The 22,002-nt window shown below is 64.0% G+C and carries 20 protein-coding genes and 3 pseudogenes; 12 read left to right on the top strand and 11 right to left on the bottom strand.

Translation table 11 applies throughout. The features are described from left to right. Window positions 1-305: integrase core domain-containing protein (locus Q358_RS17490; RefSeq protein WP_043488349.1), on the top strand; the 305-nt coding region annotated here is incomplete at its 5' end. 312 nt (window positions 306-617) lie between these two features. After that, window positions 618-1,498: pseudogene (locus Q358_RS18295) on the top strand (transposase); the annotation flags it as partial. 54 nt (window positions 1,499-1,552) lie between these two features. On the opposite strand, the pseudogene Q358_RS19080 reads toward Q358_RS18295, so the two are convergent. The 9 genes and pseudogenes from Q358_RS19080 to Q358_RS0113190 form a co-directional block, all read right to left on the bottom strand. Then, window positions 1,553-1,675, bottom strand: a pseudogene (locus Q358_RS19080) (beta-eliminating lyase-related protein); the annotation flags it as partial. Between the two features lie 14 nt (window positions 1,676-1,689). Further along, on the bottom strand, window positions 1,690-2,490 hold the full coding sequence (locus Q358_RS0113155; protein WP_027962422.1) for a M90 family metallopeptidase: 801 nt from the start codon (window positions 2,488-2,490) through the stop codon (window positions 1,690-1,692). 15 nt (window positions 2,491-2,505) lie between these two features. Continuing rightward, on the bottom strand, window positions 2,506-4,077 hold the full coding sequence (locus tag Q358_RS0113160) for a bifunctional GNAT family N-acetyltransferase/carbon-nitrogen hydrolase family protein (protein WP_027962423.1): 1,572 nt from the start codon (window positions 4,075-4,077) through the stop codon (window positions 2,506-2,508). 40 nt (window positions 4,078-4,117) lie between these two features. Then, window positions 4,118-5,038 carry a DMT family transporter gene (locus Q358_RS0113165; protein ID WP_027962424.1) on the bottom strand — a complete coding sequence of 307 codons (921 nt, stop codon included), beginning with the start codon at window positions 5,036-5,038 and terminating at the stop codon, window positions 4,118-4,120. 75 nt (window positions 5,039-5,113) lie between these two features. Next, a complete protein-coding gene (locus Q358_RS0113170; RefSeq protein ID WP_027962425.1) occupies window positions 5,114-5,515 on the bottom strand; it encodes a GlcG/HbpS family heme-binding protein in 402 nt (133 codons plus the stop codon). Between the two features lie 160 nt (window positions 5,516-5,675). Further along, window positions 5,676-6,920, bottom strand: coding sequence for a glycolate oxidase subunit GlcF (glcF, locus tag Q358_RS0113175; protein WP_027962426.1), 1,245 nt, complete (start codon window positions 6,918-6,920; stop codon window positions 5,676-5,678). A gap of 22 nt (window positions 6,921-6,942) precedes the next feature. Beyond that, window positions 6,943-8,061, bottom strand: a complete 1,119-nt coding sequence (gene glcE, locus Q358_RS0113180; RefSeq protein WP_027962427.1) for a glycolate oxidase subunit GlcE — start codon at window positions 8,059-8,061, stop codon at window positions 6,943-6,945. A gap of 21 nt (window positions 8,062-8,082) precedes the next feature. Beyond that, a complete protein-coding gene (glcD, locus tag Q358_RS17505) occupies window positions 8,083-9,606 on the bottom strand; it encodes a glycolate oxidase subunit GlcD (protein WP_084286560.1) in 1,524 nt (507 codons plus the stop codon). Window positions 9,607-9,902: 296 nt separating this feature from the next. Continuing rightward, entirely contained in the window at window positions 9,903-11,606 is a 1,704-nt protein-coding gene (locus Q358_RS0113190; protein WP_027962428.1) for an L-lactate permease, read from the bottom strand. 347 nt (window positions 11,607-11,953) lie between these two features. Here Q358_RS0113190 and Q358_RS0113195 point away from each other — a divergent pair, with 347 nt between their 5' ends. From Q358_RS0113195 to Q358_RS17510, 3 genes are all read left to right on the top strand, one after another. Then, window positions 11,954-12,661, top strand: a complete 708-nt coding sequence (locus Q358_RS0113195) for a glutathione S-transferase N-terminal domain-containing protein (protein ID WP_027962429.1) — start codon at window positions 11,954-11,956, stop codon at window positions 12,659-12,661. A gap of 156 nt (window positions 12,662-12,817) precedes the next feature. Next, window positions 12,818-13,669, top strand: a complete 852-nt coding sequence (locus tag Q358_RS0113200) for a hypothetical protein (RefSeq protein WP_084286561.1) — start codon at window positions 12,818-12,820, stop codon at window positions 13,667-13,669. A 292-nt stretch (window positions 13,670-13,961) separates the two neighbouring features. Continuing rightward, window positions 13,962-15,290, top strand: a complete 1,329-nt coding sequence (locus Q358_RS17510; protein ID WP_245598323.1) for a uracil-xanthine permease family protein — start codon at window positions 13,962-13,964, stop codon at window positions 15,288-15,290. Window positions 15,291-15,401: 111 nt separating this feature from the next. Here Q358_RS17510 and uraD read toward each other — a convergent pair whose 3' ends face one another. Beyond that, window positions 15,402-15,923 carry a 2-oxo-4-hydroxy-4-carboxy-5-ureidoimidazoline decarboxylase gene (gene uraD, locus Q358_RS0113210; protein WP_027962431.1) on the bottom strand — a complete coding sequence of 174 codons (522 nt, stop codon included), beginning with the start codon at window positions 15,921-15,923 and terminating at the stop codon, window positions 15,402-15,404. Window positions 15,924-16,143: 220 nt separating this feature from the next. Here uraD and uraH point away from each other — a divergent pair, with 220 nt between their 5' ends. The 7 genes and pseudogenes from uraH to Q358_RS0113245 form a co-directional block, all read left to right on the top strand. After that, window positions 16,144-16,497 carry a hydroxyisourate hydrolase gene (gene uraH / locus Q358_RS0113215; RefSeq protein ID WP_027962432.1) on the top strand — a complete coding sequence of 118 codons (354 nt, stop codon included), beginning with the start codon at window positions 16,144-16,146 and terminating at the stop codon, window positions 16,495-16,497. Window positions 16,498-16,549: 52 nt separating this feature from the next. After that, window positions 16,550-17,755 (top strand): urate hydroxylase PuuD, encoded by a 1,206-nt coding sequence (locus Q358_RS0113220; RefSeq protein ID WP_027962433.1) that lies wholly within the window; start codon window positions 16,550-16,552, stop codon window positions 17,753-17,755. Between the two features lie 137 nt (window positions 17,756-17,892). Next, window positions 17,893-18,627, top strand: coding sequence for a GntR family transcriptional regulator (locus Q358_RS0113225; protein WP_027962434.1), 735 nt, complete (start codon window positions 17,893-17,895; stop codon window positions 18,625-18,627). 161 nt (window positions 18,628-18,788) lie between these two features. After that, window positions 18,789-19,712 carry an allantoinase PuuE gene (puuE, locus tag Q358_RS0113230; protein WP_027962435.1) on the top strand — a complete coding sequence of 308 codons (924 nt, stop codon included), beginning with the start codon at window positions 18,789-18,791 and terminating at the stop codon, window positions 19,710-19,712. A gap of 70 nt (window positions 19,713-19,782) precedes the next feature. Further along, window positions 19,783-20,319 (top strand): ureidoglycolate lyase, encoded by a 537-nt coding sequence (locus Q358_RS0113235; protein WP_027962436.1) that lies wholly within the window; start codon window positions 19,783-19,785, stop codon window positions 20,317-20,319. Beyond that, the gene (locus Q358_RS0113240; protein ID WP_027962437.1) at window positions 20,316-21,167 is read left to right on the top strand and encodes a bifunctional allantoicase/(S)-ureidoglycine aminohydrolase; all 852 of its coding nucleotides are present in this window, start codon (window positions 20,316-20,318) and stop codon (window positions 21,165-21,167) included. The genes Q358_RS0113235 and Q358_RS0113240 overlap by 4 nt, the downstream gene beginning before the upstream one ends. Window positions 21,168-21,459: 292 nt before the next feature. Then, window positions 21,460-21,675: pseudogene (locus tag Q358_RS0113245) on the top strand (thiamine pyrophosphate-binding protein); the annotation flags it as partial. A 15-nt stretch (window positions 21,676-21,690) separates the two neighbouring features. Here the strand turns inward: Q358_RS0113245 and Q358_RS0113250 are convergent. Then, the coding region (locus Q358_RS0113250) for an integrase core domain-containing protein (RefSeq protein ID WP_027962439.1) at window positions 21,691-22,002 on the bottom strand (312 nt) is incomplete at its 5' end.

A 22,002-nucleotide genomic window follows, 5' to 3' on the forward strand; every position in this document is an offset into this window, starting at 1 on the left:
TCTTCGATCAGGAGTGCCAGGCCCATGGTATCGAGCACCGGCTAATCAAGCCGGGACGGCCGCAGACGAATGGCATGGTAGAGCGCTTCAACGGCCGGATCAGCGACGTGCTTTCGACCCGGCGCTATGTTTCAGGCGAGGATCTGGAACAGACACTCAAACGCTACGCTTGGCTGTACAATCACCATATCCCGCAGAAGGCGCTGCACCATCAGTCGCCGATTGCAGTGATGAAGGAATGGCAGATCAAACGTCCTGAGTTATTTACCAAGCGGGTGGTCAATCACACGGGACCCGACAACTAGTCACTTTCTCTCTCCTTAACCAGCAGCTCGCTGATGATTTCCGAAATCTACTGGCCGGTGTTGCGCTTCTGTCGAAGCAACTTAGCTTTGGCTTCAGCCGTAAGATCCACGAGCACAGTCTTCTTAGCAACCCGGTTGGCCTCAAGATCAGTTGCTTCGAGCCACCTACGGAGCTTTGCTAGCCGTAGACCCGCCTTATTCACCAGGTAGACCTGAAAATGAAGGTGGCGATCACTTTCTCTCGTATAATCAATCTGTTCCAGCCAGAATGCAACATAAGAGGTGCACTCGCCATGGATGAAAGCCTCTTCTCTTGGAATCCGTCACTCGCTGGCCAGCCAAGTTCGTACCATCGTGCTACAGCGTGCCATGGACTGGGTCGATCTCAGCGATACCGAGATGCTATGCCAGGATCCGCTGTGGCAACTGGCGCACAGCGATGCTCGCAGGCTGACGCCGCTGGGTGAGGCGCGTCCTTCGCAAGCGACGCTCTCTCGCCCACCCAACCGTCTGGGCTCGGATGACAATATCGATGTCATGCACGAAGGTCTCCTGTGGCTGGCCATCTGGCGGCTGACCTCGTTGAACAGCGGCCAGCGCCCTTAGCGCCTGACGCTGGATATCGATGGCCTGCCGATCGAGATGCACGGCCACCAAGGCGGCTCGGCCTACAACGGCTATGCCAAGGTGTGTATTTATTCGCCGCTGGCCGACACCGGCGACATGGTTGGCGACCTGTTGCGCGAGGGCAATGCCGGGCCTGCGGAAGACGCCGATACCTGGGTTCCGCATTTGGTCCAGCGCTTATTCGAGAGCATGAACCTTGACGTGGTCCGGATCCAGGTCCACCTGGATGCCGGCTTCACCGATGGTGAGACGCTGAGGGCTATGGATTCTCGCGACATCGCCTATCTGGGCGGCTGAAAAGCAACTCGGTCCTACAAGCCAAGGCCGATCCCTACCTTATCCGGCCGACCGGACAGCCTCCGGCGACGCCCCGCGAGTGGTGCCATGATCTGAGCTACTAGGCGGGATCCTGGGAGTCTCTGCGACGCGTGGTACTGGTGGTACAAGAGAACCCCGACGACCTGCTGCTGCACGCCTTCTTTCTGGTCACCAACCTCAACAAATTCGACTATCCACCGGAGGCGGTACTGGCGCTCTACCGCCGGCGCGGCAAGGCCGAGGCCCACCAATGCCGAGCCCATCGGCGCGCCCAGCCCCTTGGAGAAGCAAAGGGAGACCGTGTCGAAGGGCGCACAGAGCGTGGCCAGCGAGGTGTCGGTGACCACCGCGGCATTGAAAAGTCGGGCGCCGTGCAGCTGGGTGGCCAGGCCGTGCTCCCGGGCCAGCTCGGTGGCCTGGTGCATATAGTCGGCATCGATCACGCGCCCGCCGATCGCGCCAGCGTCTGCTGCCGGAAGTAGCGGCCGAGCAGCGCGAACAGCGCCGGGTAGACATCATGCAATAGATCCGGGGCGGTAAAGAAGGCCTCGCAGCAGACCGCGAAGCATTCGCCGGGGTGAGTGGCGGCGTAGTCGTCGATGGGGGTGGGCGTGCCGCGCTCGAGGTGGCCCTGGAGGTCGTCCCATACGGCCGTGAATACCCGGTGCCATTCCCGTGGGTCGATATCGCCGGGCAGCGGCGGAAAGCCGTTGACGTCCAGTGAGTTACCCAGATCGAGCTTGTGGGCGAACTCGTGAATCAGCACGTTGAAGCCGGAAAAGTCCCCGCTCTCCATCAGGTCGGGAAAGGCCACGACTACCGGCCCCTGACAAGACGTTTCGCCGGCACGCTCGTCATCGTATTCGTGCATCACGCCGAACTCGTCCATCTCTTCCACCCGGCGCTGGAAGGCGTCGGGCAGGATCAGGACCTCATGGACATTGCCGAAGGCCTCGAGGTGCTCGTCATTGTTCCAGCCCAGGGTGAGCAGGCAGGCCTGACCGGCCAGGGCGAGCCTGGCCGGCAGGTCGAAGGGGGTCGCCTCGGCGAGCGTCGGATGCAAGCTGATGCGCTTGGCGTGCAGGAAGCGCCAGGCGCGATGGCCCAGGCGAAGGGCCTCCTCCTCGTCGAGGGCGGCCAGCAGCGGTACGCGGTAACGAGCCTCTCGCCAGGCGTCTTCCGGCAGCGGGTGGCGTGCCGCGAAGCGCCGCTCGCGCCAGTGGCGCAGGCGGTCCAGCATCGCGTTGACTCCTCCTCAGTTATCGTCGAGGTCGGCCCCGGACTTCCACGACCAGTCGCGCCAGCGCAGATCGAACAGGTCCTTGCGGCGGTCCTTGAGGTTGGTCACCGAGCCCTCGTTGCGCACCACGGTCAGCCGCGTCAGATCGAGGTCCGAGAACATGATCATCTCGGTGTTGGGCGTGGTTTCGGAGAGCACGGCATCGTGGGGGAAGGCGAAGTCGGAGGGTGAGAACACCGACGACTGGGCGTACTGGATCTCCATGTTCTCGATGGAGGGCACGTTGCCGACGCTGCCGCACAGCACCACATAGCACTCGTTCTCGATGGCGCGGGCCTGGGCGCAGTGGCGCACCCGCAGGTAGCCATTCTTGGTGTCGGTCCAGAAGGGCACGAACAGGATATCCATCTCCTGTTCGGCCTGCAGCCGGGACAGCTCCGGAAACTCCACGTCGTAGCAGATCAGGATGCCGATGCGGCCGGCGTCGGTGTCGAACACCTGGAGGTCGTCGCCGCCCTCGATCACCCAGTCGCGGCGCTCCTGAGGAGTGATATGCAGCTTGGCCTGGCGCTCGAGGGTACCGTCCCGGTGGCACAGGTAGGCGACGTTGTAGAGGCGGTCATCCTCGCCCACCTCGATCATGGAACCGGCGATGATATTGATGTTGCAGGTCACGGCCATCCGCGAGAGTTCGGTCTTGAAGCGCTCGGTAAAGCTGGCCAAAAAACGGATGGCGGCCATCTGGTCCTGCTGGGCGGCGCGGTCCTGCAGGCCCATCAGCGGGGCGTTGAAGAGCTCCGGGAAGACCGCGAAGTCGCTCTGGTAGTCGGAGAGGGCATCGACGAAGTACTCCACCTGCTGGAGGACCGCCTCCACCGAATCGAACTCGCGCATCTGCCACTGCACCGCGCCGACGCGGACCTGGGTCTTGCGGGTATCGAGTACCAGCTCGGCGGGCTCATAGAGGAAGTTGTTCCATTCCAGCAGGGTGGCATAGCCCTGGGACTTCTCGTCTTCGGGCAGGTAGTCGCGCAGCAGGCGCTTGACCTGGAAGTCGTTGGCCAGCTGGAAGGAGAGGATGGGGTCGTGGATCTCCTTGCGGGCCACCTGATCGATGTACTGGGTGGGGCTGAGCTCATCGGCGTGCTGGTGATACTGGGGAATGCGCCCGCCGGCGAGGATCGCACGCAGGTTGAGCGAGCGGCAGAGCTCCTTGCGGGCGTCGTAGAGGCGCCGTCCCAGCCGGTAGCCGCGATACTGGGGGTGGATCAACACATCCAGCCCATACATGGCGTCGCCATCGGCGGCGTCGAGGATCACCTCGCGCTTGCCGATCAGGTCGTCATACTTGTGCGGGTTGGTAAATTCGTCGTAATCGACTCGCACTGTCAGGGCGATGCCCACCAGGCGGCCGTCGTCCTCGATGGCGACCTGGCCGTCGGGGAAGTCGCCGACCAGCCGCTCGATGGTGTGCCGCGACCAGGCGCCGCCGATATCGTGGTAGACGGCGTCCATCAGCGATTCGAGCTGGGGATAATCGTCCAGCGTCAGGTTGCGAAGCGAGAGGTGCAGGTCGTCGAGGGACATGGCGCATCCTTCAGGTCAGGTGAGGCAGAGAGCGCAGAGTCTAGCACGAGCGATGGGTGCTGCCTTGGGCGACGCCGGCCCGCCGACGCAGTGGTTGCGTCAGGATCTGGGCCATCACCACGCCGGCCAGGATCAGTCCGCCGCCCAGGAAGTGGTGGAGGGCGATGCGTTCGCCGAGGGCGAACATGGCGATGATGGCGCTGAACAGCGGCATCAGGTTGATGAAGATACTGGCCTGGCTGGCGCCGATGCGGCGGATCGCCAGCATCCACAGGAAGGTGGTGATGATGGAGGCGGGGATGCCGGCGTAGAGAATCAGGCCGATGTTACCCGAGTCCACCGGTGTCATGGGCCCCAGCAGGTAGGGGGGCAGCAGGATCAGTACGGCGAAGATCACCTGGCCATAGAGCAGCACCCAGGGCGGCAGCGCGATGGGCCAGCGCCTGAGCATGACCCCATAGAGGGCGTAGCAGGTGGCGGCCACCAGCATCAGGGCGTCGCCCTTGGCTACCGTCAACTCCAGCAGCGAGAGCGGGTTGCCATGCCCCAGCAGGATCGCCACGCCGACCAGCGCCAGGGCACCGCCCGCGACACCGCCCAGGCTGGGCGGCTCGCGCAGGATCAGGGCGCTGAGCAGTACGGTGAGCAGCGGGACCATGGCGGCCAGGATGCCCATGTTGGTGGCGCTGGTGGTCTCGGCGGCCATGTAGGCCAGGCCCTGCCACAGGCCCATGCCGAGCAGGCCCAGCACGGCAAGCTTCGGCCACTCGCGGCGGATCGCCGCGCGGTGTTTCCAGGCCGCCGGTGCCACCAGGGGAGTCAACACGGCGAGTGCCAGCACCCAGCGCAGGAAGGCGATGCTGCTGGGCGCGATGGCACCGACGGTGAGCTGGTTGATGGTCATGTTGCCTGACCAGATCAGCACGGCGCCGAGTGGCGCCAGCAAGGCGAGCGGTGACATCCGGATCCTCTTGTTTTCAGCGCAAGGGGCCTCGCCATATGGCGAGGCCCCTGTAGCTTACTGCAGAGTCGTGTCTCAGGCGATGGCGGCGACGCCGGCCTTGGCGACCTGCACGTCCTGGTCGGGCTTGACGCCGGAGATACCGACGCTGCCGGCGACCTCGCCTTCTACCAGCACCGGCACGCCGCCGGCGAGCAGCGACTGCATGGGCGCGGTGACGAAGGCGGTACGCCCACCGTTGATCATGTCCTCGAAGGCCTGGGTCTCGCGACGGCCGATGGCGGCATTGCAGGCCTTCTGGGTGGCCACATCGGCGCTGAAGGGCGGAGCGTTGTCCAGGCGGCGCAGGCCGAGGAGGTGGCCGCCGTCATCGGCGACGGCGATGGTCACGCCCCAGCCGTTGGCCTCGGCCTCCTTCTGGGCGGCATCGAGAATGGCGTTGACGTCGGTCAGGGTCAGGGCTGGCTTGGTCTTCATGGAGAACTCCTCAGGTGGATTGCAGAATCTGGCTGGCGATGAGCTGTACCGGCGACAAGTCTTCGCGAGGACGCTGTGAACCCCTCCTTGGGCGCTACTTTTGCTTTACCTGGCAAAAAGACCCTCGCTCCGCCTTATCCCCGGCGCTCATCCAGGATGCCTAGCTCAAGGCTTCATCGACAATTTCGATCCAATGGCGTACTGGCGTACGGTTGGCACCGGCGAGATGAGTCTGACAGCCGATATTGGCCGTCACGATGACCTCGGGGTCGCCGGCTTCCAGGTTGTCGAGCTTGTTGTCACGCAGTTGCATGGAAAGTTCGGGCTGGGTGATGGAATAGGTGCCGGCGGAACCGCAGCACAGATGGGCATCCCGCACCGAGGTCAGCGAGAAGCCCAGACGGGTTAGCACGCCCTCGACGCTACCAGCGAGTTTCTGGGCATGCTGCAGAGTGCAGGGGCAGTGGAAGGCCAGGCGCTTGTGGTCCTGGATGGCCAGGGTTTCCAGGCCCTCATCGGCTAGCAGTTCGCCGAGATCCTTGGCCAGGGCGCTGACCCGGGCGGCCTTGTCGGCATAGTCGGGGTCGTCGGCCAGGACTTCGCCGTATTCCTTGACCATGGCGCCGCAGCCACTGGCGGTCTGCACTATTGCCTCGACCCCCGCTTCACCTTCTTTATCGATATGCGGCCACCAGGCATCGATATTGGCGCGCATCCGCGCCCGGCCGGCGTCCTGGGCGTTGAGGTGGAAGTCGATGGCGCCGCAGCAGCCGGCCTCCGGTGCCGGGGTAAGGCCGATACCCAGGCGATCCAGCACTCGGGCGGTGGCGGCATTGGTGTTGGGCGACAGCCCCGGCTGCACACAGCCCTCGAGAATCAGCATCTGCCGGGTGTGGTGCTTGCCCGCGGGGCGCTGGCCGGCATCCACGGGGGCCGGGGGCATCTTCTCCTTCAGGACGCCCGGCACCAGGGGCTGAAAGGTCAGGCCCAGCTTGAGTAGTGCCTGGAAGCGTTTGGGTTCCACCAATGCCTTGCGCAGGCCGTAGCGCAGCGCCCGTTCCGAGGCCTTGCGCGGGATTCGGCGTTCGATCTCGGCGCGGCCGATATCGAGCAGTTTGTGATACTCGACGCCGGAGGGACAGGTGGTCTCGCAGTTGCGACAGGTGAGGCAGCGGTCGAGATGCAGTCGAGTCTGTTCGGTGACCCTGTCGCTTCCCTCGGGGGCTTCGAGCATCTCCTTCATCAGATAGATGCGTCCGCGGGGGCCATCCCGTTCATCCCCCAGTAGCTGATAGGTGGGGCAGGTGGCGTTGCAGAAGCCGCAGTGCACACAGCTGCGCAGCACGCGGTCGGCTTCGCGGATATGCGGCTTCTGAAGGTCTTCTGCGGTGAAATGCGTCTGCATGTTTGACGTCTCTCCGTGTGTCTCAGAATGCCGCGTAGAGCCGGCCCGGATTGAAGACCCCCTGGGGGTCGAGTTGTGTCTTCAGGTTGCGGTGATATTTCTCGATCACCGGGTCGAGCGGGGTGAAGGGCGTCTCTACCGGGGCGCCGTTGGCACCACGCCAGCAGGTGGCATGGCCGCCGACCCGGCCGGCCACGGCCCGAATCGCATCGTCATCGGCAGCGCTGCGTACCCAGCGCTGGGTGCCGGCCCAGTCGTAAAGGATGTCGGCCTCGGCGGTCGCGCCGGGTATCTCGAGCAGCGGGGTGTGGTGGGGTAGCGAGAGTCGCCAGATCGGGCGCGGATCCTCGGTGTTGAAGAAGTCCAATCGCTGTTCGCGCAAGTCGGCCCAGGCGTCGTCGCGCAGCTCATCGCCACCCAGGCGCCGGGCGGTGGCGGCGACAGAGCTGGGGCCGCCTTCCAGGCGGAGATGCAGGGCGCCGGCGATCCAGGCGGCGGCGGTAATCGGCAGCGGCTGGCGTCCCCATTCGGCGAGCTTGTCCAGGGCATCCTTCGGCGACATCGCCAGGCGCAGGCTGCGGGTCGCGCCGGGCCGCGGCAATACCTTCATGGAGACCTCGGTGATCAGGCCCAGGGTGCCCTGGGCGCCGACCATCAGGCGCGAAAGATCGTAGCCGGCCACATTCTTCATCACCTGGCCGCCGAAGCGCTGTTCGCTGCCCTGGCGCATGATGACGCGGGTGCCCAGCACGAAGTCGCGCACGCTGCCGGCCCAGGGGCGCCGAGGGCCGGAGAGGCCGGTGGCGATCATGCCGCCCACCGTGGCGTCAGCGCCGAAATGGGGAGGCTCACAGGCCAGCATCTGGCCGTTGGCCGCCAGGACGTCTTCCAGTTCTCGCAGCGGGGTGCCGGCGCGTACCGAGACGATCAGCTCTACCGGGTCATACGCGGTGATGCCGCGATGCTCGCGGGTGGACAGGGCCGCGATGGTATTGCCCTGAATGTTGCGACCATAGAAGGCCTTGGTGTCGCCGCCGACAATGCGCAGCGGGGTGCCGTCGGCATCGGCGCGGCGAATATGCTCGGCCAGCGCCTCGCTGGCATCGTGCTGAATACTGTCATGGCTCGGGGTGTCGTTCATGGTCACCATCTTTCCTGTCTCTCAGCCTTGGCTCTTCGGGACTTGGCGCGTCGGGGCCGGGCTCGGGGCGGGAGCGTCGCCGGCGCTCTTGGTCAGGCGGAACTCGGAGCAGCGTGCCGGGGCGGGAATGTTCTTGCCCGGGTTAAGCAGCCCCAGAGGGTCGAAGGCCGCCTTGGCGGCGCGGAAAGTGGCGAGTTCGGCGGGGCTGAACTGCACGCACATCTGGTGAATCTTCTCCCGGCCTACGCCATGCTCGCCGGTGATGGTGCCGCCCGCCTCGACGCAGAGTTCGAGGATGCGGCCGCCCAATGCCTCGGCGCGTTCGAATTCGCCGGGCTGGTTGGCATCGAACAGGATCAGGGGGTGCGTGTTGCCGTCGCCGGCGTGGAAGACGTTGGCCACGCGCAGGCCATACTCATCCCCCAGTTCGCCGATGCCCTTGAGTACGCGGGCCAGCTCGCGGCGAGGAATGGTGCCATCCATGCAGTAGTAGTCCGGCGACATGCGGCCCACGGCCGGGAAGGCATTCTTGCGTCCGGCCCAGAACAGCGCGCGCTCGGCCTCGTCGCGGGCCTGCTGGATATCCGTGGCGCCGGCTTCTTCCAGCACGCGGCGCGCGGATCGGCAGTCGTCGTCCACGTCCGCCTCTACGCCATCCAGCTCGCAGAGCAGGATGGCCGCGGCCTCCACCGGATAGCCGGCGCCGATGAAGTCCTCGGCGGCGCGGATCGCCAGGTTGTCCATCATCTCCAGCCCCCCGGGGATGATGCCCGCGGCGATGATGGCGCCCACGGCGTCGCCGGCCTTCTCGATATCATCGAAGCTGGCCATCAGTACCTTGGCCGATTCGGGCTTGGGCAACAGCTTGACGGTGATCTCGGTGACCACGCCGAGCATGCCCTCGGAGCCATTGATCAGCGCCAGCAGGTCGAACCCCGGGGTGTCCAGGGCGTCGGCGCCCAGGGTCATGTATTCGCCCTCGATGGTCAGCACCTCGACCTTGATCACGTTATGCACGGTGAGGCCGTACTTGAGGCAGTGCACACCGCCGGCATTCTCGGCCACGTTGCCCCCGATGGAACAGGCGATCTGGGAGGAGGGGTCCGGCGCATAGTAGAGCCCGTAGGGGGCGACGGCCTCGGAGATCGCCAGGTTGCGGACCCCGGGTTGAACCCGGGCGGTACGCGCGTCGGGGTCGATGTCGAGGATGCGGCTGAAGCGGGACATCACCAGCAGCACCCCGTGCGCAAGCGGCATGGCGCCGCCCGAGAGGCCGGTGCCGGCGCCACGGGTGACGACCGGCACGCCCAGGGCGTGGCAGCGCTTGAGCAGCGTCTCGACCTGAGCAAGGGTCTCGGGTAACGCGACCAGCATGGGCAGGGCGCGATACGCGGCGAGGCCGTCGCACTCGAAGGGGTGAAGGTCTTCCTCGCGGTGCAGCAGGGTCATGTCGGGTAGCACCTGGCGCAGATCGGCCAGGACCTCGTCCTGGGTGCGAAGGTGAGGCGGCTCGCCATCGAGCCTGGCGTTGTACTGTATGTTCATCGGGGCTCCCCATGTGTCTCGTCAGGGTAGTATGGCCGGCAGTACTGATCCTCGCTGTCAGCCGGATTGTCCTGTTTCTGGTGTATTGGTAAGACCCTTTGTCTGGCCTGCCAGGAGGATGCCATGGTCTTCGATCACCGCAGCATCCTCCTGCGGGCGGCGCCCCTCTCGGGTGGGGTGGCGCGCTTCGAGCCCTCGGCGGTGTGGCCGGAAGGGGGGAAGCGCCGAAGGCTCGCCGTGAGCCAGTGTATAACGCCCCCGGCAGGGCCGGGGGGCGTTGTGCGGCAGGCGCCGGGTTATCGGCCGAGGCCGAGCAGTGGGTCGCCGATGCCGAGCATATAGAAGGCGACCAGCGCGATGATCCCGGCGAAGACGAGGTAGTAGATCGTCGGCAGGATCGTCTTGCGAATGGTCTCGCCTTCGCGGCCGAGCAAGCCCACCGTGGCCGAGGCCGCCACCACGTTGTGAATGGCGATCATGTTGCCGGCGGCGGCTCCCACGGCCTGCAGGGCCACCATGAAGGCCGTGGAGAGGCCAAGCTGCTGTGCGACGTTGAACTGGAAGTCGGAGAGCATCAGGTTGGAGACCGTATTGGAGCCGGCGATGAAGGCGCCCAGGGCACCCACGGTAGGAGCGAAGAAGGGATAGACGCCGCCTACGCTGTCGGCCACCAGTTGCGCCATGGCCACCGGCATTGAGACCAGATCGGCGGCGTTGACGCCGGAGTTGATCAGGATCCGCACCATGGGGATGGTGAAGATCAGCACGAAGCCGGCGCCGAGGATCGTCTTGGAGGACTCGCCGAAGGCGGCTTTCAACTCACCCAGGCGCATGCGGTGGAGCAGGGCGGTGAGCAGCACCACCATCAGCAGGATCCCGCCGGGCAGATAGAGCGGTTGAATGGCGCCGGAGACGCCCGCCTCGCCGAGGATATTGTTCCAGCCGATGGCAACGGATGTCAGGGCGTTCTTGAAGGGTTCGATGGTGCGAGAGGCGACCAGGATCACCGCCAGCAGCACATAGGGTACCCAGCCCATCAGAGTAGAGATCGGTGCCTTGCCGGTCACATCATCCAGCTTGATCTCGAGCTTGCCGATCCACTGATCCGGCCAGGTGGAGGACTCGGGGAAGTCCCAGCTGTCCTTGGGGATCAAGAAACCGCGGCGTGCGGCCGGCACCACGATGGCCAGGCCGACCATGGCGCCGATCATCGACGGGAATTCCGGCCCCAGCAGCACGCCGGCCAACATGTAGGGCACCACGAAGCTGATGCCGGCGAAGATGGCGAAGGGGGCGATGGAGAGTCCCTCCTTCCAGGAGCGATTGGCACCGAAGAAGCGCACCATGATCACCACCATGATCAGCGGCATCAGGATGCCGACGATGCCGTGGATCACCGAGACCTCGGCGGCGATCAGATGGAAGTAATCCGTCCAGCTGGCCCCGCCGGCCGCGAGGATATCGGTGATGCCATTACGGTCCAGGCCGCCGGAGACGCCTACCACGATGGGGGTGCCGACGGCACCGAAGGAAACCGGCGTGGACTGGATCATCATGCCCACCACCACGGCGGCCAGTGCCGGGAATCCTAGTGCCACCATCAGCGGCGCCGCGACGGCGGCGGGAGTGCCGAAGCCCGAGGCGCCTTCGATAAAGCAGCCGAACAGCCAGGCGACGATGATCGCCTGAACGCGGCGGTCCTGGCTGATGCCGGAGAAGCCGTTGCGGATGGCCTTGATGCCGCCTGAATGCTTCAAGGTGTTGAGCAGCAGGATGGCGCCGAAGATGATCCACAGGATCGATACCGTGAGCATCAGGCCCTGGAGGGTGGAGGCCAGGACGCGGGTGGCGGTCATCTCCCAGGCGAAGAGGGCGATGGTGGTGGTGACGGCAAACACGATCGGCATGGCGGTCCGGGCCGCCATGCGTAGACCGATGAGCAGTACACCAGCCAACACGAGAGGCGTGAAGGCCAGTAGTGCGAGAAGGGTGTCGTTCATGATGTGTGTATCCTCGATCAGCGATTGTTGTTATTCCCGGCCGGTGTCGGCGAGGCCTGTCAACACGCCGGACATTAAGGCCTGATTCCGAGGCTTTCCATCTTGGAAAAGTGGTCTGACCAAAGTGTCGAGGCCTGACTGTCCGGCACCTTCCCCCTAACCATTTGATAAAAAATGATAACTCTCGAGGGACTGTCGAGAAGAAGCCACCGGTGAGCCGGTGTCCATTAGACTAATGGACAGCCGTCTCGCCGAGGGAGAGCATGGAGTCAGGCATGATAATGGGGCCGGGGTGCCGACAGGCTGCGCCGTGGACATGCCCTCTCTGACGCTGACAAGGAGTTCTTATGACTCGCGTGTTCTATGAGCTGTGCGGTATCGACGAGGAACTGCGCTTTTCGCCCTTCTGCTGGCGTGTGCGCTATGCCCTGGCCCACAAGGGGCTGGAGGTGGAGGCTCGCCCCTGGCGCTTTACCGACAAGGAGGCGCTGGCATTCGCCAACTACGACAAGGTGCCGGTGCTGGTCGATGGCGAGACGGTGGTGACCGACAGCTATGAGATCCTGCGCTATCTGGACCGCACCTATCCGGAGTCGCCGCTGATCGGTGAGGGGCTGGCCGCTTCGCGGGCACGCTTCTTCAAATATTACGCCGAGCGAACCCTGGCTCCGGCCATGCTGCGTACCATCATCATGGACCTGCTCAATGCCGTTCATCCCGGTGATCGGGACTACTTCCGCGAGACCCGAGAGAAGCGCTTTGGCCGTACCCTCGAAGAATTTCACTCGCCGTCCAAGGGGCTTGCCCAGCTTGATGCGGCCCTCGAACCGCTGCGGGGCCTGTTGACGGAGTCGGACTTCATCGATGGAGCGTCTCCGGCAGCGGCCGACTATCTGGTGTTCGGCAACTTCATGTGGGCGCGCTGCGTGTCCAGTGCCGACCTGGTCTCCAATGCCGATCCGGTCCACGCCTGGCTCGAGCGCATGCTGGACCTGCATGGCGGACTGGGGCGTCGTGCCATGCGCATCACCGATATCGAGGGGGCCTATCGCTGAGGCTTTGCACGCTGGCCCCGCGAGGTGGCCCGGCCCGTCGATAGGGTCGTGAAAAAACATGGAAGTGTTTTTCATTAAACTTCTTTTGGTCTATTGTGTGGACAGCGACACCGATCGATTGTATCCAAACAAACATAAGAAGTGGAGACACTGTCCATGCCTCAACGCATCCCCCCACGGCCTCTGGCCGCCACCCTGTTGCTTGGCGGCCTGATCGCCGGTGGTGCCCAGGCGGCAACCTGGAGCGATACCTTTATCGGCTATCGCTACGGCACCCAGTTCACCGAGCCGAGCAATTCTCGTGACGTCGAGAAGCACGTGCTGCAGTTCACGCATGTCAGCGGTTACTCGCTGGGGCAGAACTTCCTCAACCTGGATGTGCTGCAGTCGGATAGCGCCGACCCGGCCAGCGGTGGGGACAGTGGCGCCACCGAGGCCTACTTGACCTATCGCCATCAACTGCACCTTGGCAAGCTCGGCGGAGAGCCGCTGGCCTTCGGGCCGGTCAAGGACGTGGCACTGAGCGGCGGCTTCGACCTCAACACCAAGAACACCACCTTCGCTCCCCGCAAACGCCTGCTGGTGGTGGGGCCGACCCTGAAGTTCGACGTGCCCAAGGGGTTTGTCGATCTGAGTCTCTACTATGCTCACGAGTGGAACCACTGCGGTGCGAGCTTCTGTGACGTCGGCGAGATCGAGTTCGATCCCTATTATCAGATCAGCCTGGCCTGGGGGCTGCCCTTCGAGGCCGGCCCGGTGCCGTTGAAGTTTCAAGGGTTCTACAACTACAACGGCGAGAAGGGCGAGGACTACCAGGGCGACGATACCGGCGCCGAGCAGCTGATGCGCACCTCGCTGATGCTCGATGTGGGCCAGCTGGCCTGGGGGGAGCCCAACCAGCTCTGGGCCGGGGTGGGCTATGAGTATTGGCGCAACAAGTTCGGTAATCAGGACAAGGACGGGGTGGATACCGATGCGCCCACGCTGCAACTCGAGTGGCACTTCTGAACGCCATTAGGCGGCAGTAATGTATACAACTTTGTGTTTAATTGATGACACTATCATGGTCATCGGTGTCGACATGAGGTATGCATTAACGACGGACAACAACATTCCCGGATAGCCCCCATGACAATCAAGACGCGCAACAACTCGCTGTTCGATTTCCAAGGGCGACCGCCGATCTACAAGGCGTTGCCCATTTCCCTGCAGCACGTGCTGGCGATGATCGCCGGCGTGATCACCCCCCCCGATCATCATTGCCGGTGTGGTGGGGTCGACCCCCCAGGAGAAGCTGCTGTTGATTCAGGTGGCCGTGCTGGCCTCGGGGATCTGCACCCTGTTCCACCTCTACGGGGTGTGGAAGTTCGGCGCTCGGCTGCCGGCGATCTTCGGCGTGGGCTTCGCCTATGTGCCGACGCTGATCGCCGTAGGCGGCCAGTTTGGTATCGAGGGCATCCTCGGTGCCCAGCTGATCGGCGGCATCACCATGATGGTGGTCGACTACTTCATCCAGTATATACGCCACCTGTTTCCACCGATCGTGGCCGGTACCGTGGTGCTGGTGATCGGCCTGTCGCTTTACGATATCGCCATTCGCTACATGGCGGGCAGCGGCAACGTGAATGCGGAAGGCTTCGGTGACCTGGCCAACTGGATGGTGGGGATCATCACCCTGATCGCGGTGCTGGGCGCCTCCCAGTTCGGCCGCGGGGTCGTCAGGCTGTCGGCGATCATCGTCGGCATTCTGGTCGGCTATGCGGTGGCGCTTCCGATGGGCATGGTCGACTTCAGCTCGGTGGCCGAGGCGCGTTGGCTGGCGGTGCCGGAGTTCATGCCTTTCCAGCTCGAGTTCCACTCGGCGGCCATCGTCTCCATGGTGGTGATCTGCGTGATCAACTCGGTGCAGACCATCGGGGATCTCTCCGCTACCAGTGTGGCGGGCATGAACCGCGAGCTGAAGACTCGTGAGCTTACCGGGGGGTTGTTGGGCAACGGCCTGACCACCGCCCTGAGCGCGCTGTTTGCGGCCTTGCCCACGTCCACCTTCAGCCAGAACGTCGGCATCGTGGCCATGACCAAGGTGATCAGCCGTTCCGTGCTGGCCATCGCCGGCGTGTTCATGGTGCTGGCCGGCCTGAGCCCCAAGTTTGGCGCCATCATGACGACCATCCCTTACCCGGTACTGGGCGGCGCCACCGTCACGGTATTCGGGATGATCACCATGACCGGCATCCAGCTGCTGATCAAGGACGAGCTGTCGGCCCGCAACGTGACCATTGTCGGCCTCTCCCTGGCCCTGGCCCTGGGCATCTCGCAGGTGCCGGCGGCCATCGAGCAGTTCCCCGACATGCTGCAGAATGTCATCGGTGGCGCACCGATCGTGGTCGCTGCCATCACGTCCTTCGTGCTCAATATCATCTTGCCCAATCGTTCCTTGGCCGATGAGCAACGCGAGAGAGACGAGATCGCGCGTGCCGACGCCGACGCTGCGGCCGCCGATCAAGACGCCGTGGACGCCGATCAAGATGCCGTGGACGCCGATCAAGACGCCGAACCTCGGTCCGTGGAACGTTCAGGCCCCGACGGAGACGCGCCCACCCATGTTGCCCCCAACGCCAATCGATGAGGTCCACTTCAACGGCTGAATCGTCACCCGTGTGGTGATCTCACCGCCCGGCCTTGCGCCGGGCGATGTCGTTTCCGGTTGTGTAGGGGAAGGGAGTCGTCGGTTGCCGGCTCAGGCCCGCGCCTCCAGGCGGAAACGGGCGATGCGATTGATCTGCTCCACGGCCGTGCGGCGCTCCTCGGCGGGGTCGTTCTCGAGTCGGGTCTCAAATGCCTGCAGGATGTCATGGCGGTCGTTGCCCTTGACGGCCATCACGAAGGGGAAATCGAACTTCGCCTTGTAGGCGCCGTTGAGTCGCTCGAAGCGAGCCATCTCCTCCGGTGTGCACTGGTCCAGGCCGGCGCCGGCCTGCTCCCGGGTCGAGTCGTCGGTCAGCTCACCGGCGATGGCGGCCTTGCCGGCAAGGTCGGGGTGGGCACGAATCACCGCCAGCTGGCGTTCGGCGGGGGCGCTGGTCAGCACCTCGCTCATGGCCTGCGCCAGGCCGGCGGGGGAGTCGTGGTCGGAGTTCAGCCCCTTGTCCCAGGTCAGCTCGGCAATCCAGGGAGAATGCTCGTAGATCTCGCCGTAGGCGGCCACGAAGGCGGCCTTGTCCAGCTGGCTCGGGCTCGGGGTCAGGGTGGTATGGCTCATTTCAGGCTCCTTGGAGTGTTTCTGCAGGGTGTCGCGGTGGATGAGCGGATGGTGTGTCGTATGGGTGTCGACTAAATGTATACAAAAAATACTTTGAAATGTACCCCAATAATGACTAAAACTGTCTTCATGCACTCAGGTTAGTCCTGGGCGACCGGCATCGACAAGCGGCGCCGGGTCCTATCACGATAATCCACATCACGACACAAGGAGTATTCCCATGGGACGCCTTACCACCCATGTACTCGATACCGCTCAGGGAAGCCCCGGCCAGGGCATCCGCATCGAGGTCTTCCGTCTGGAAGGCGAGCAGCGCACCCGCCTCAAGGAGGTGGTGACCAATGATGATGGCCGCTGCGATGAGCCGATTCTGGAGGGAGAGGCGTTCGCCGCCGGCCAGTATGAGCTGGTCTTTCATGCCGGAGACTATCTGCGTGCCCAGGGAATCGAGGCGGAGGCGCCCCTCTTCCTCGATGTGATACCGCTGCGCTTCGGCGTCGCCGATGCCGGCGCACACTATCATGTCCCCCTGCTGCTCTCGCCCTATGGCTACTCCACCTACCGTGGAAGCTGAGGCGGCTTGCTGACCACCGTTCCTATAACAAGACGCTAGACGAGGCCCCCCTATGCAAGCCTACCTGCTGGAATTCGGTAACTTCATGCTGCGCTGGCTACATGTCATCGCCGCCATTGCCTGGATCGGTGAGTCGATCTATTTCGTGATGCTCGATAACGGCCTGCGAACTCCCAAGGCCACGGAAGACCGCGACAAGGGCGTGTTCGGCGAGATGTGGGCCGTACACGGCGGCGGGTTCTACCACAACCAGAAATATGCCACCGCGCCGGCCAAGCTGCCCGAAGACCTTCACTGGTCGTTCTGGAAGGCCTACACCACCTGGCTGTCGGGTTTTGCGCTGTTCATCCTGCTCTATATGGCCAAGCCCAGCTTCTATCTGGTCAATCCCAACGCCAGCTGGGAGTGGGCGGCCAACATGAGCGGCTGGCAGGCCAATGTGGTGGCACTGTTGTTCCTGCTCGGTGGCTGGGTGGTCTACAACGAGTTGTGCAAGCGCATCAGCCCCTACATGACTCGTGATGGCGTCCTGAGCGTCGCGGTGGCGATCATGATGGTGGTGGTCTCCTACCTCAGCGTTCAGATCTTCTCCGGCCGCGCGGCCTTCCTGTTGACCGGTGCGGTGATGGCTACCGCCATGTCGGCCAACGTCTTCTTCTGGATCATCCCGGGCCAGCGCCGCATGGTGAAGGCGATGAAGGCCGGCGAGACGCCCAACCCTCTGGATGGCAAGCGTGGCAAGCAGCGCTCGGTGCACAACACCTACTTCACGCTGCCGGTGGTACTGCTGATGATCAGCAACCACTACTCCTTCGCCTATTCCCACGAGTATGCGTGGGTGATCATGTCGCTGTTCATCTTCGGTGGCGCACTGATCCGCCAGTTCTTCGTGCTGATGCATGCCGGCAAGATTCAGCCCGCCTACCCGATCGCCGGTACCGCCTTGATTGCGGTGGCCTTCTGGGTAGCCATGCCGAGCATCAACGCCAATTCGGGCCAGGCCCAGGCGTCCGCCAGCGTGTCGCTCTCCGAGGTGCAGCCGATCATCGAATCCCGTTGCGCCGCCTGCCATGCCGGCAACCCCACTCAGCCCGGCTTCAATGCGCCGCCGGCGGGCCTCGCCTATGATACCGACGAGCAGATCCTTCAGCAGAAGCAGCGGATTCAGGAGGTCGTGGCCAGCGGCTATATGCCCCTGGGCAACATCACCAACATCACCGATGAGGAGCGCAAGACCATTGCCGCCTGGTCACAGTGATGCCCTGAACGTCACTCACGCATGATGACACGCTTGACCCGCCCCAGTGGCGGGTCTTGTTGTTTCGGCTATCGGGCGTCACGGCGCGTGACAACGTATACAATAAGCGGCATATCGTTACTGGGAGTTCATGTCATATGAGTCAGCATCAGGATCTCGCGGGGCAGCGCGCCTCCGGCAGCCGTCGAGGCAAGGGCGGCGACGGGGCCGAGCGCCATGAGGTCATCTACCGCTCGATCAGCGACGCCATCATCGAGCACCGGCTCAAGCCCGGTGCGCGACTGCGTGAGGATGCCCTGGCCGAGGTGTTCGGAATCAGCCGTACCGGCATCCGCAAGATTCTTCAGCGCCTGGCGCTGGAGCAGCTGGTGACGCTGACGCCGCGTCGCGGCGCCAGTGTGACGCGGCCCACCGCCGACGAGGCCCGGGAGGTCTTCGAGGCCCGCCAGATGGTCGAGTGCGGGCTGATGCCCGCAGTGGCCCAGCGTCTCGACGAACAGAGCGTGAATGCATTGCGCGAGCTCTCGGCCCAGGAACAGAAGGCCCTGCAGGAGGGCGATCATAGTGCGGCGATCCGCCATTCGGCGGACTTTCATACCCATATCGCGCGCCTCGCCGGCAATGCCACCCTGGCCGAGTTCGTCGAACGACTGTGTTTTCGCTCTTCGCTGATTCTGGCGGTCTATGGCAGGCCGGGGCATCTGGGCTGTGAGACGCATGATCACGAGGCATTGATCTCTCTTCTACGGGAGGGGCGTGGTCAGGAGGCCGCCACGCTGATGGGCCACCACCTGCGCGCCGTGGAGGCGACCCTCGCCATCGTGGAGGAGGATCAGGAGGCCCCGGATCTACACCAGATATTTCTCAACTAAATATCGACGCCTCGGGCTTGCGGATCATCGTCGGTAGCGATACATTTCATGTTGTATACAAAATACTTGCAATATTGGGCATCATTTTGATGCCGCCGTGGTTACGGCAATACGGCTACGGCAATACGGTTGCTGCAATGTAGTTACTACAAGGTGATGACATGATCGACGCTCCCTATCCTCGCGACCTCGTCGGCTATGGCCGCACACCGCCCCACGCCCAGTGGCCAGGTAATGCCCGGATTGCCGTACAGTTCGTGCTCAACTACGAGGAGGGCGGCGAGAACTGCGTGCTCCACGGCGACGAGGGGTCCGAGCAGTTTCTTTCCGAGATCATCGGTGCGCCGGCCTTTCCCGACCGCCACCTGAGCATGGAGTCGATCTACGAGTACGGTTCGCGCGTCGGCGTATGGCGCATCCTGCGCGAGTTCGAGCGTCGGGGCCTGCCGCTGACGGTGTTCGGCGTGGCCATGGCCCTGGAGCGCAATCCCGAGGTCGCCCAGGCATTCAAGGAGCTGGGCCATGAGGTCGCCTGCCACGGCTATCGCTGGATCCACTATCAGGAGGTCTCCGAGGAGGTCGAGCGCGAGCATATGCGCCGCGCCATCGAGATCTTCCAGACGCTCTACGGCGAGAAGCCGCTGGGCTGGTACACCGGCCGCGACAGCCCCAATACTCGCCGACTGGTGCTCGATGAGGGGAGCTTCCTCTACGATAGCGATTACTACGGCGACGACCTGCCGTTCTGGACCCGCGAGGCAGACAGCCAGGGGCGTGAGCAGTCGCATCTGGTGGTGCCCTACACCCTGGACACCAACGACATGCGTTTCGCCGCGCCCCAGGGCTTCAATACCGCCGACCACTTCTTTACCTACCTGCGCGACGCCTTCGACGTGCTCTATGCCGAGGGTGACGAGTCGCCGAAGATGCTCTCGGTGGGCATGCACTGTCGATTGCTCGGCCGCCCGGGTCGCTTCCGCGCCCTGCAGCGCTTCCTGGACCATATCGAGGCCCATGACCGCGTCTGGGTGACCCGCCGCGTGGACATCGCCCGCCACTGGGCTGAGCATCACCCGGCGCCTTGAGCCGGCGGCGTCCCGATAGTCACCGCGGGCGGCTCGCCGCCTGCCCGCCCCGCGTTTTTCAGGAGACAGCATGCTTGAACTCGAGGCCCAACCCCTCACCCCGGAGGCCTTCGCGCCCTTCGGCGACGTGATCGATACCCGGACATCGGACTACTTTCACATCAATGCCGGCCGCACGCGGCGCTATCACGACCTGGCCAGGGTCGAGACCCTGGGCGAGCAGGCCCGGGCGATGATCAGCATCTTCGTCAGCCAGCCGGTCGAGGTGCCCCTTGACCTGAGCTTCCTCGAGCGTCATCCCCAGGGCAGCCAGGCCTTCGTGCCGATGCATGAGGAGCGCTTCATCGTGGTGGTGGCGCCGCCCGGCGAGGCCATCGACCCCGCCGCGGTGCGCGCCTTCATCACCGATGGCCGCCAGGGCGTCAACTACCGCGCCGGGGTCTGGCATGCCATCCAGTCGGTGCTGGGTCGCGAGGGTGAGTTCCTGGTGGTCGACCGCGGTGGTGAGGGCAACAACTGCGACGAACACCCCATCGACATCCGCGTGACCCTGCCGCAAGGCGAGGTCGTTACGCCGACCCACAGCGAACAGGAGTCCACGTCATGAGTCAGCCACACCAGCCCTCTCGTCAGTACTATGCCCCCCAGGGAGGCCATCCCGACCAGAAGGTCATGACCACCGACCGCGCCATGTTTACCGAGGCCTTCGCGGTGATTCCCAGGGGGGTGATGCGCGATATCGTCACCAGCAAGCTCCCTCACTGGGACAACACTCGGCTGTGGATACTGTCGCGTCCGCTCTCCGGCTTCGCCGAAACCTTCTCCCAGTACATCATGGAGGTCTCTCCGGGCGGCGGCAGCGAGCGTCCCGAGACCGACGCCGGCGCCGAGGGCGTGCTGTTCGTGGTGGGAGGCGAGATGACGCTGACCATCGACGGCGAGAAGCACCATATGGTACCCGGCGGCTACGCCTTCCTGCCGCCCGGCTGCGACTGGCAGCTGCGCAACGAGGCCGACGCCCCGGTGCGCTTCCACTGGATCCGCAAGGCCTATGAATTCGTCGACGGCCTCGACGTGCCGGAGGCCTTCGTGGTCAACGAGAACGACATCGCGCCCACGGTGATGCCGGATTGCAACGAGGTGTGGGCGACGACCCGCTTCGTCGACCCGGACGACCTGCGTCACGACATGCACGTGACCGTCGTCACCTTCCAGCCCGGCGGGGTGATCCCCTTCGACGAGACCCATGTCATGGAGCATGGCCTCTACGTGCTCGAGGGCAAGGCGGTCTATCACCTCAACCAGCAGTGGGTCGAGGTCGAGGCCGGTGACTACATGTGGCTGCGTGCCTTCTGCCCGCAGGCCTGCTATGCGGGCGGTCCGGGGCCCTTCCGCTACCTGCTCTACAAGGACGTCAACCGCCACATGACGCTGCCCTACGGCAAGCGTCGCTAACCGCTTCGCGTCGGCCCGTCCGGAACGGGCCGATGGTATGCAATGGCCTTGAAAAGCGCCGGCCGATCCTCTGTGCAAGAGGGCGGCCGGCGCTTCTGCGTTGCCCCCGGGGCGTGTTTTTTCATGGGGGTTTTTCATTATTCGGGAAGGAGGCATGTCGGGTCCTCCGTCGCCGATGAAATAATATGGAAATACTTTCCAAAAAATATTGACGGCGCTCCATCGGCGGGTCTAGCCTTTGTATACAGAAAATATTTCCACAGAATAAAAATTCTCCCAGGAGGAAGCCGCCATGGCCCGCATGACCGCAGCAGAAGCCGCCGTTCACGTGCTCAGGAAAGAAGGTGTCGATGTCGCCTTTGGCCTGCCCGGTGCCGCTATCAACCCCTTCTACGCCGCGATGCGTCAGGTCGGCGGGGTGGACCACGTCCTGGCGCGCCATGTCGAGGGGGCCTCGCACATGGCCGAGGGCTATACTCGTGCCGACGGTAGTTGTCAAGAAATCTGTCGCCTCTGAGATCATTCAGGCCACCTGTTTTTCCGGTTCAGCGACGGTGACCTGGAGCTCCCGCTCCGGGTTAAGAGACACGGTGCCAATCGGCGTCCAATTGCGGGTCTTGCCGCTCCAACGAGCGGGGTTGGCCGCACGCGCTGCCTGATTGATGGCATGCCGCTTTGCCAGCACGCCGGTATCCTCGCCAGCATGTCGCTGTGCCGGTGTCACCAGGCGGATCCCGCTGTGGCGATGCTCGTGGTTGTACCACTGCACGAAGCTGGCCACCCACTCACGGGCGTCGTCGACCGTGGCGAACCCATCAACTGGGTAGCAAGGCCG

The organism is Halomonas halodenitrificans DSM 735, assembly GCF_000620045.1.
Taxonomy (GTDB): Bacteria; Pseudomonadota; Gammaproteobacteria; order Pseudomonadales; family Halomonadaceae; genus Halomonas; species Halomonas halodenitrificans.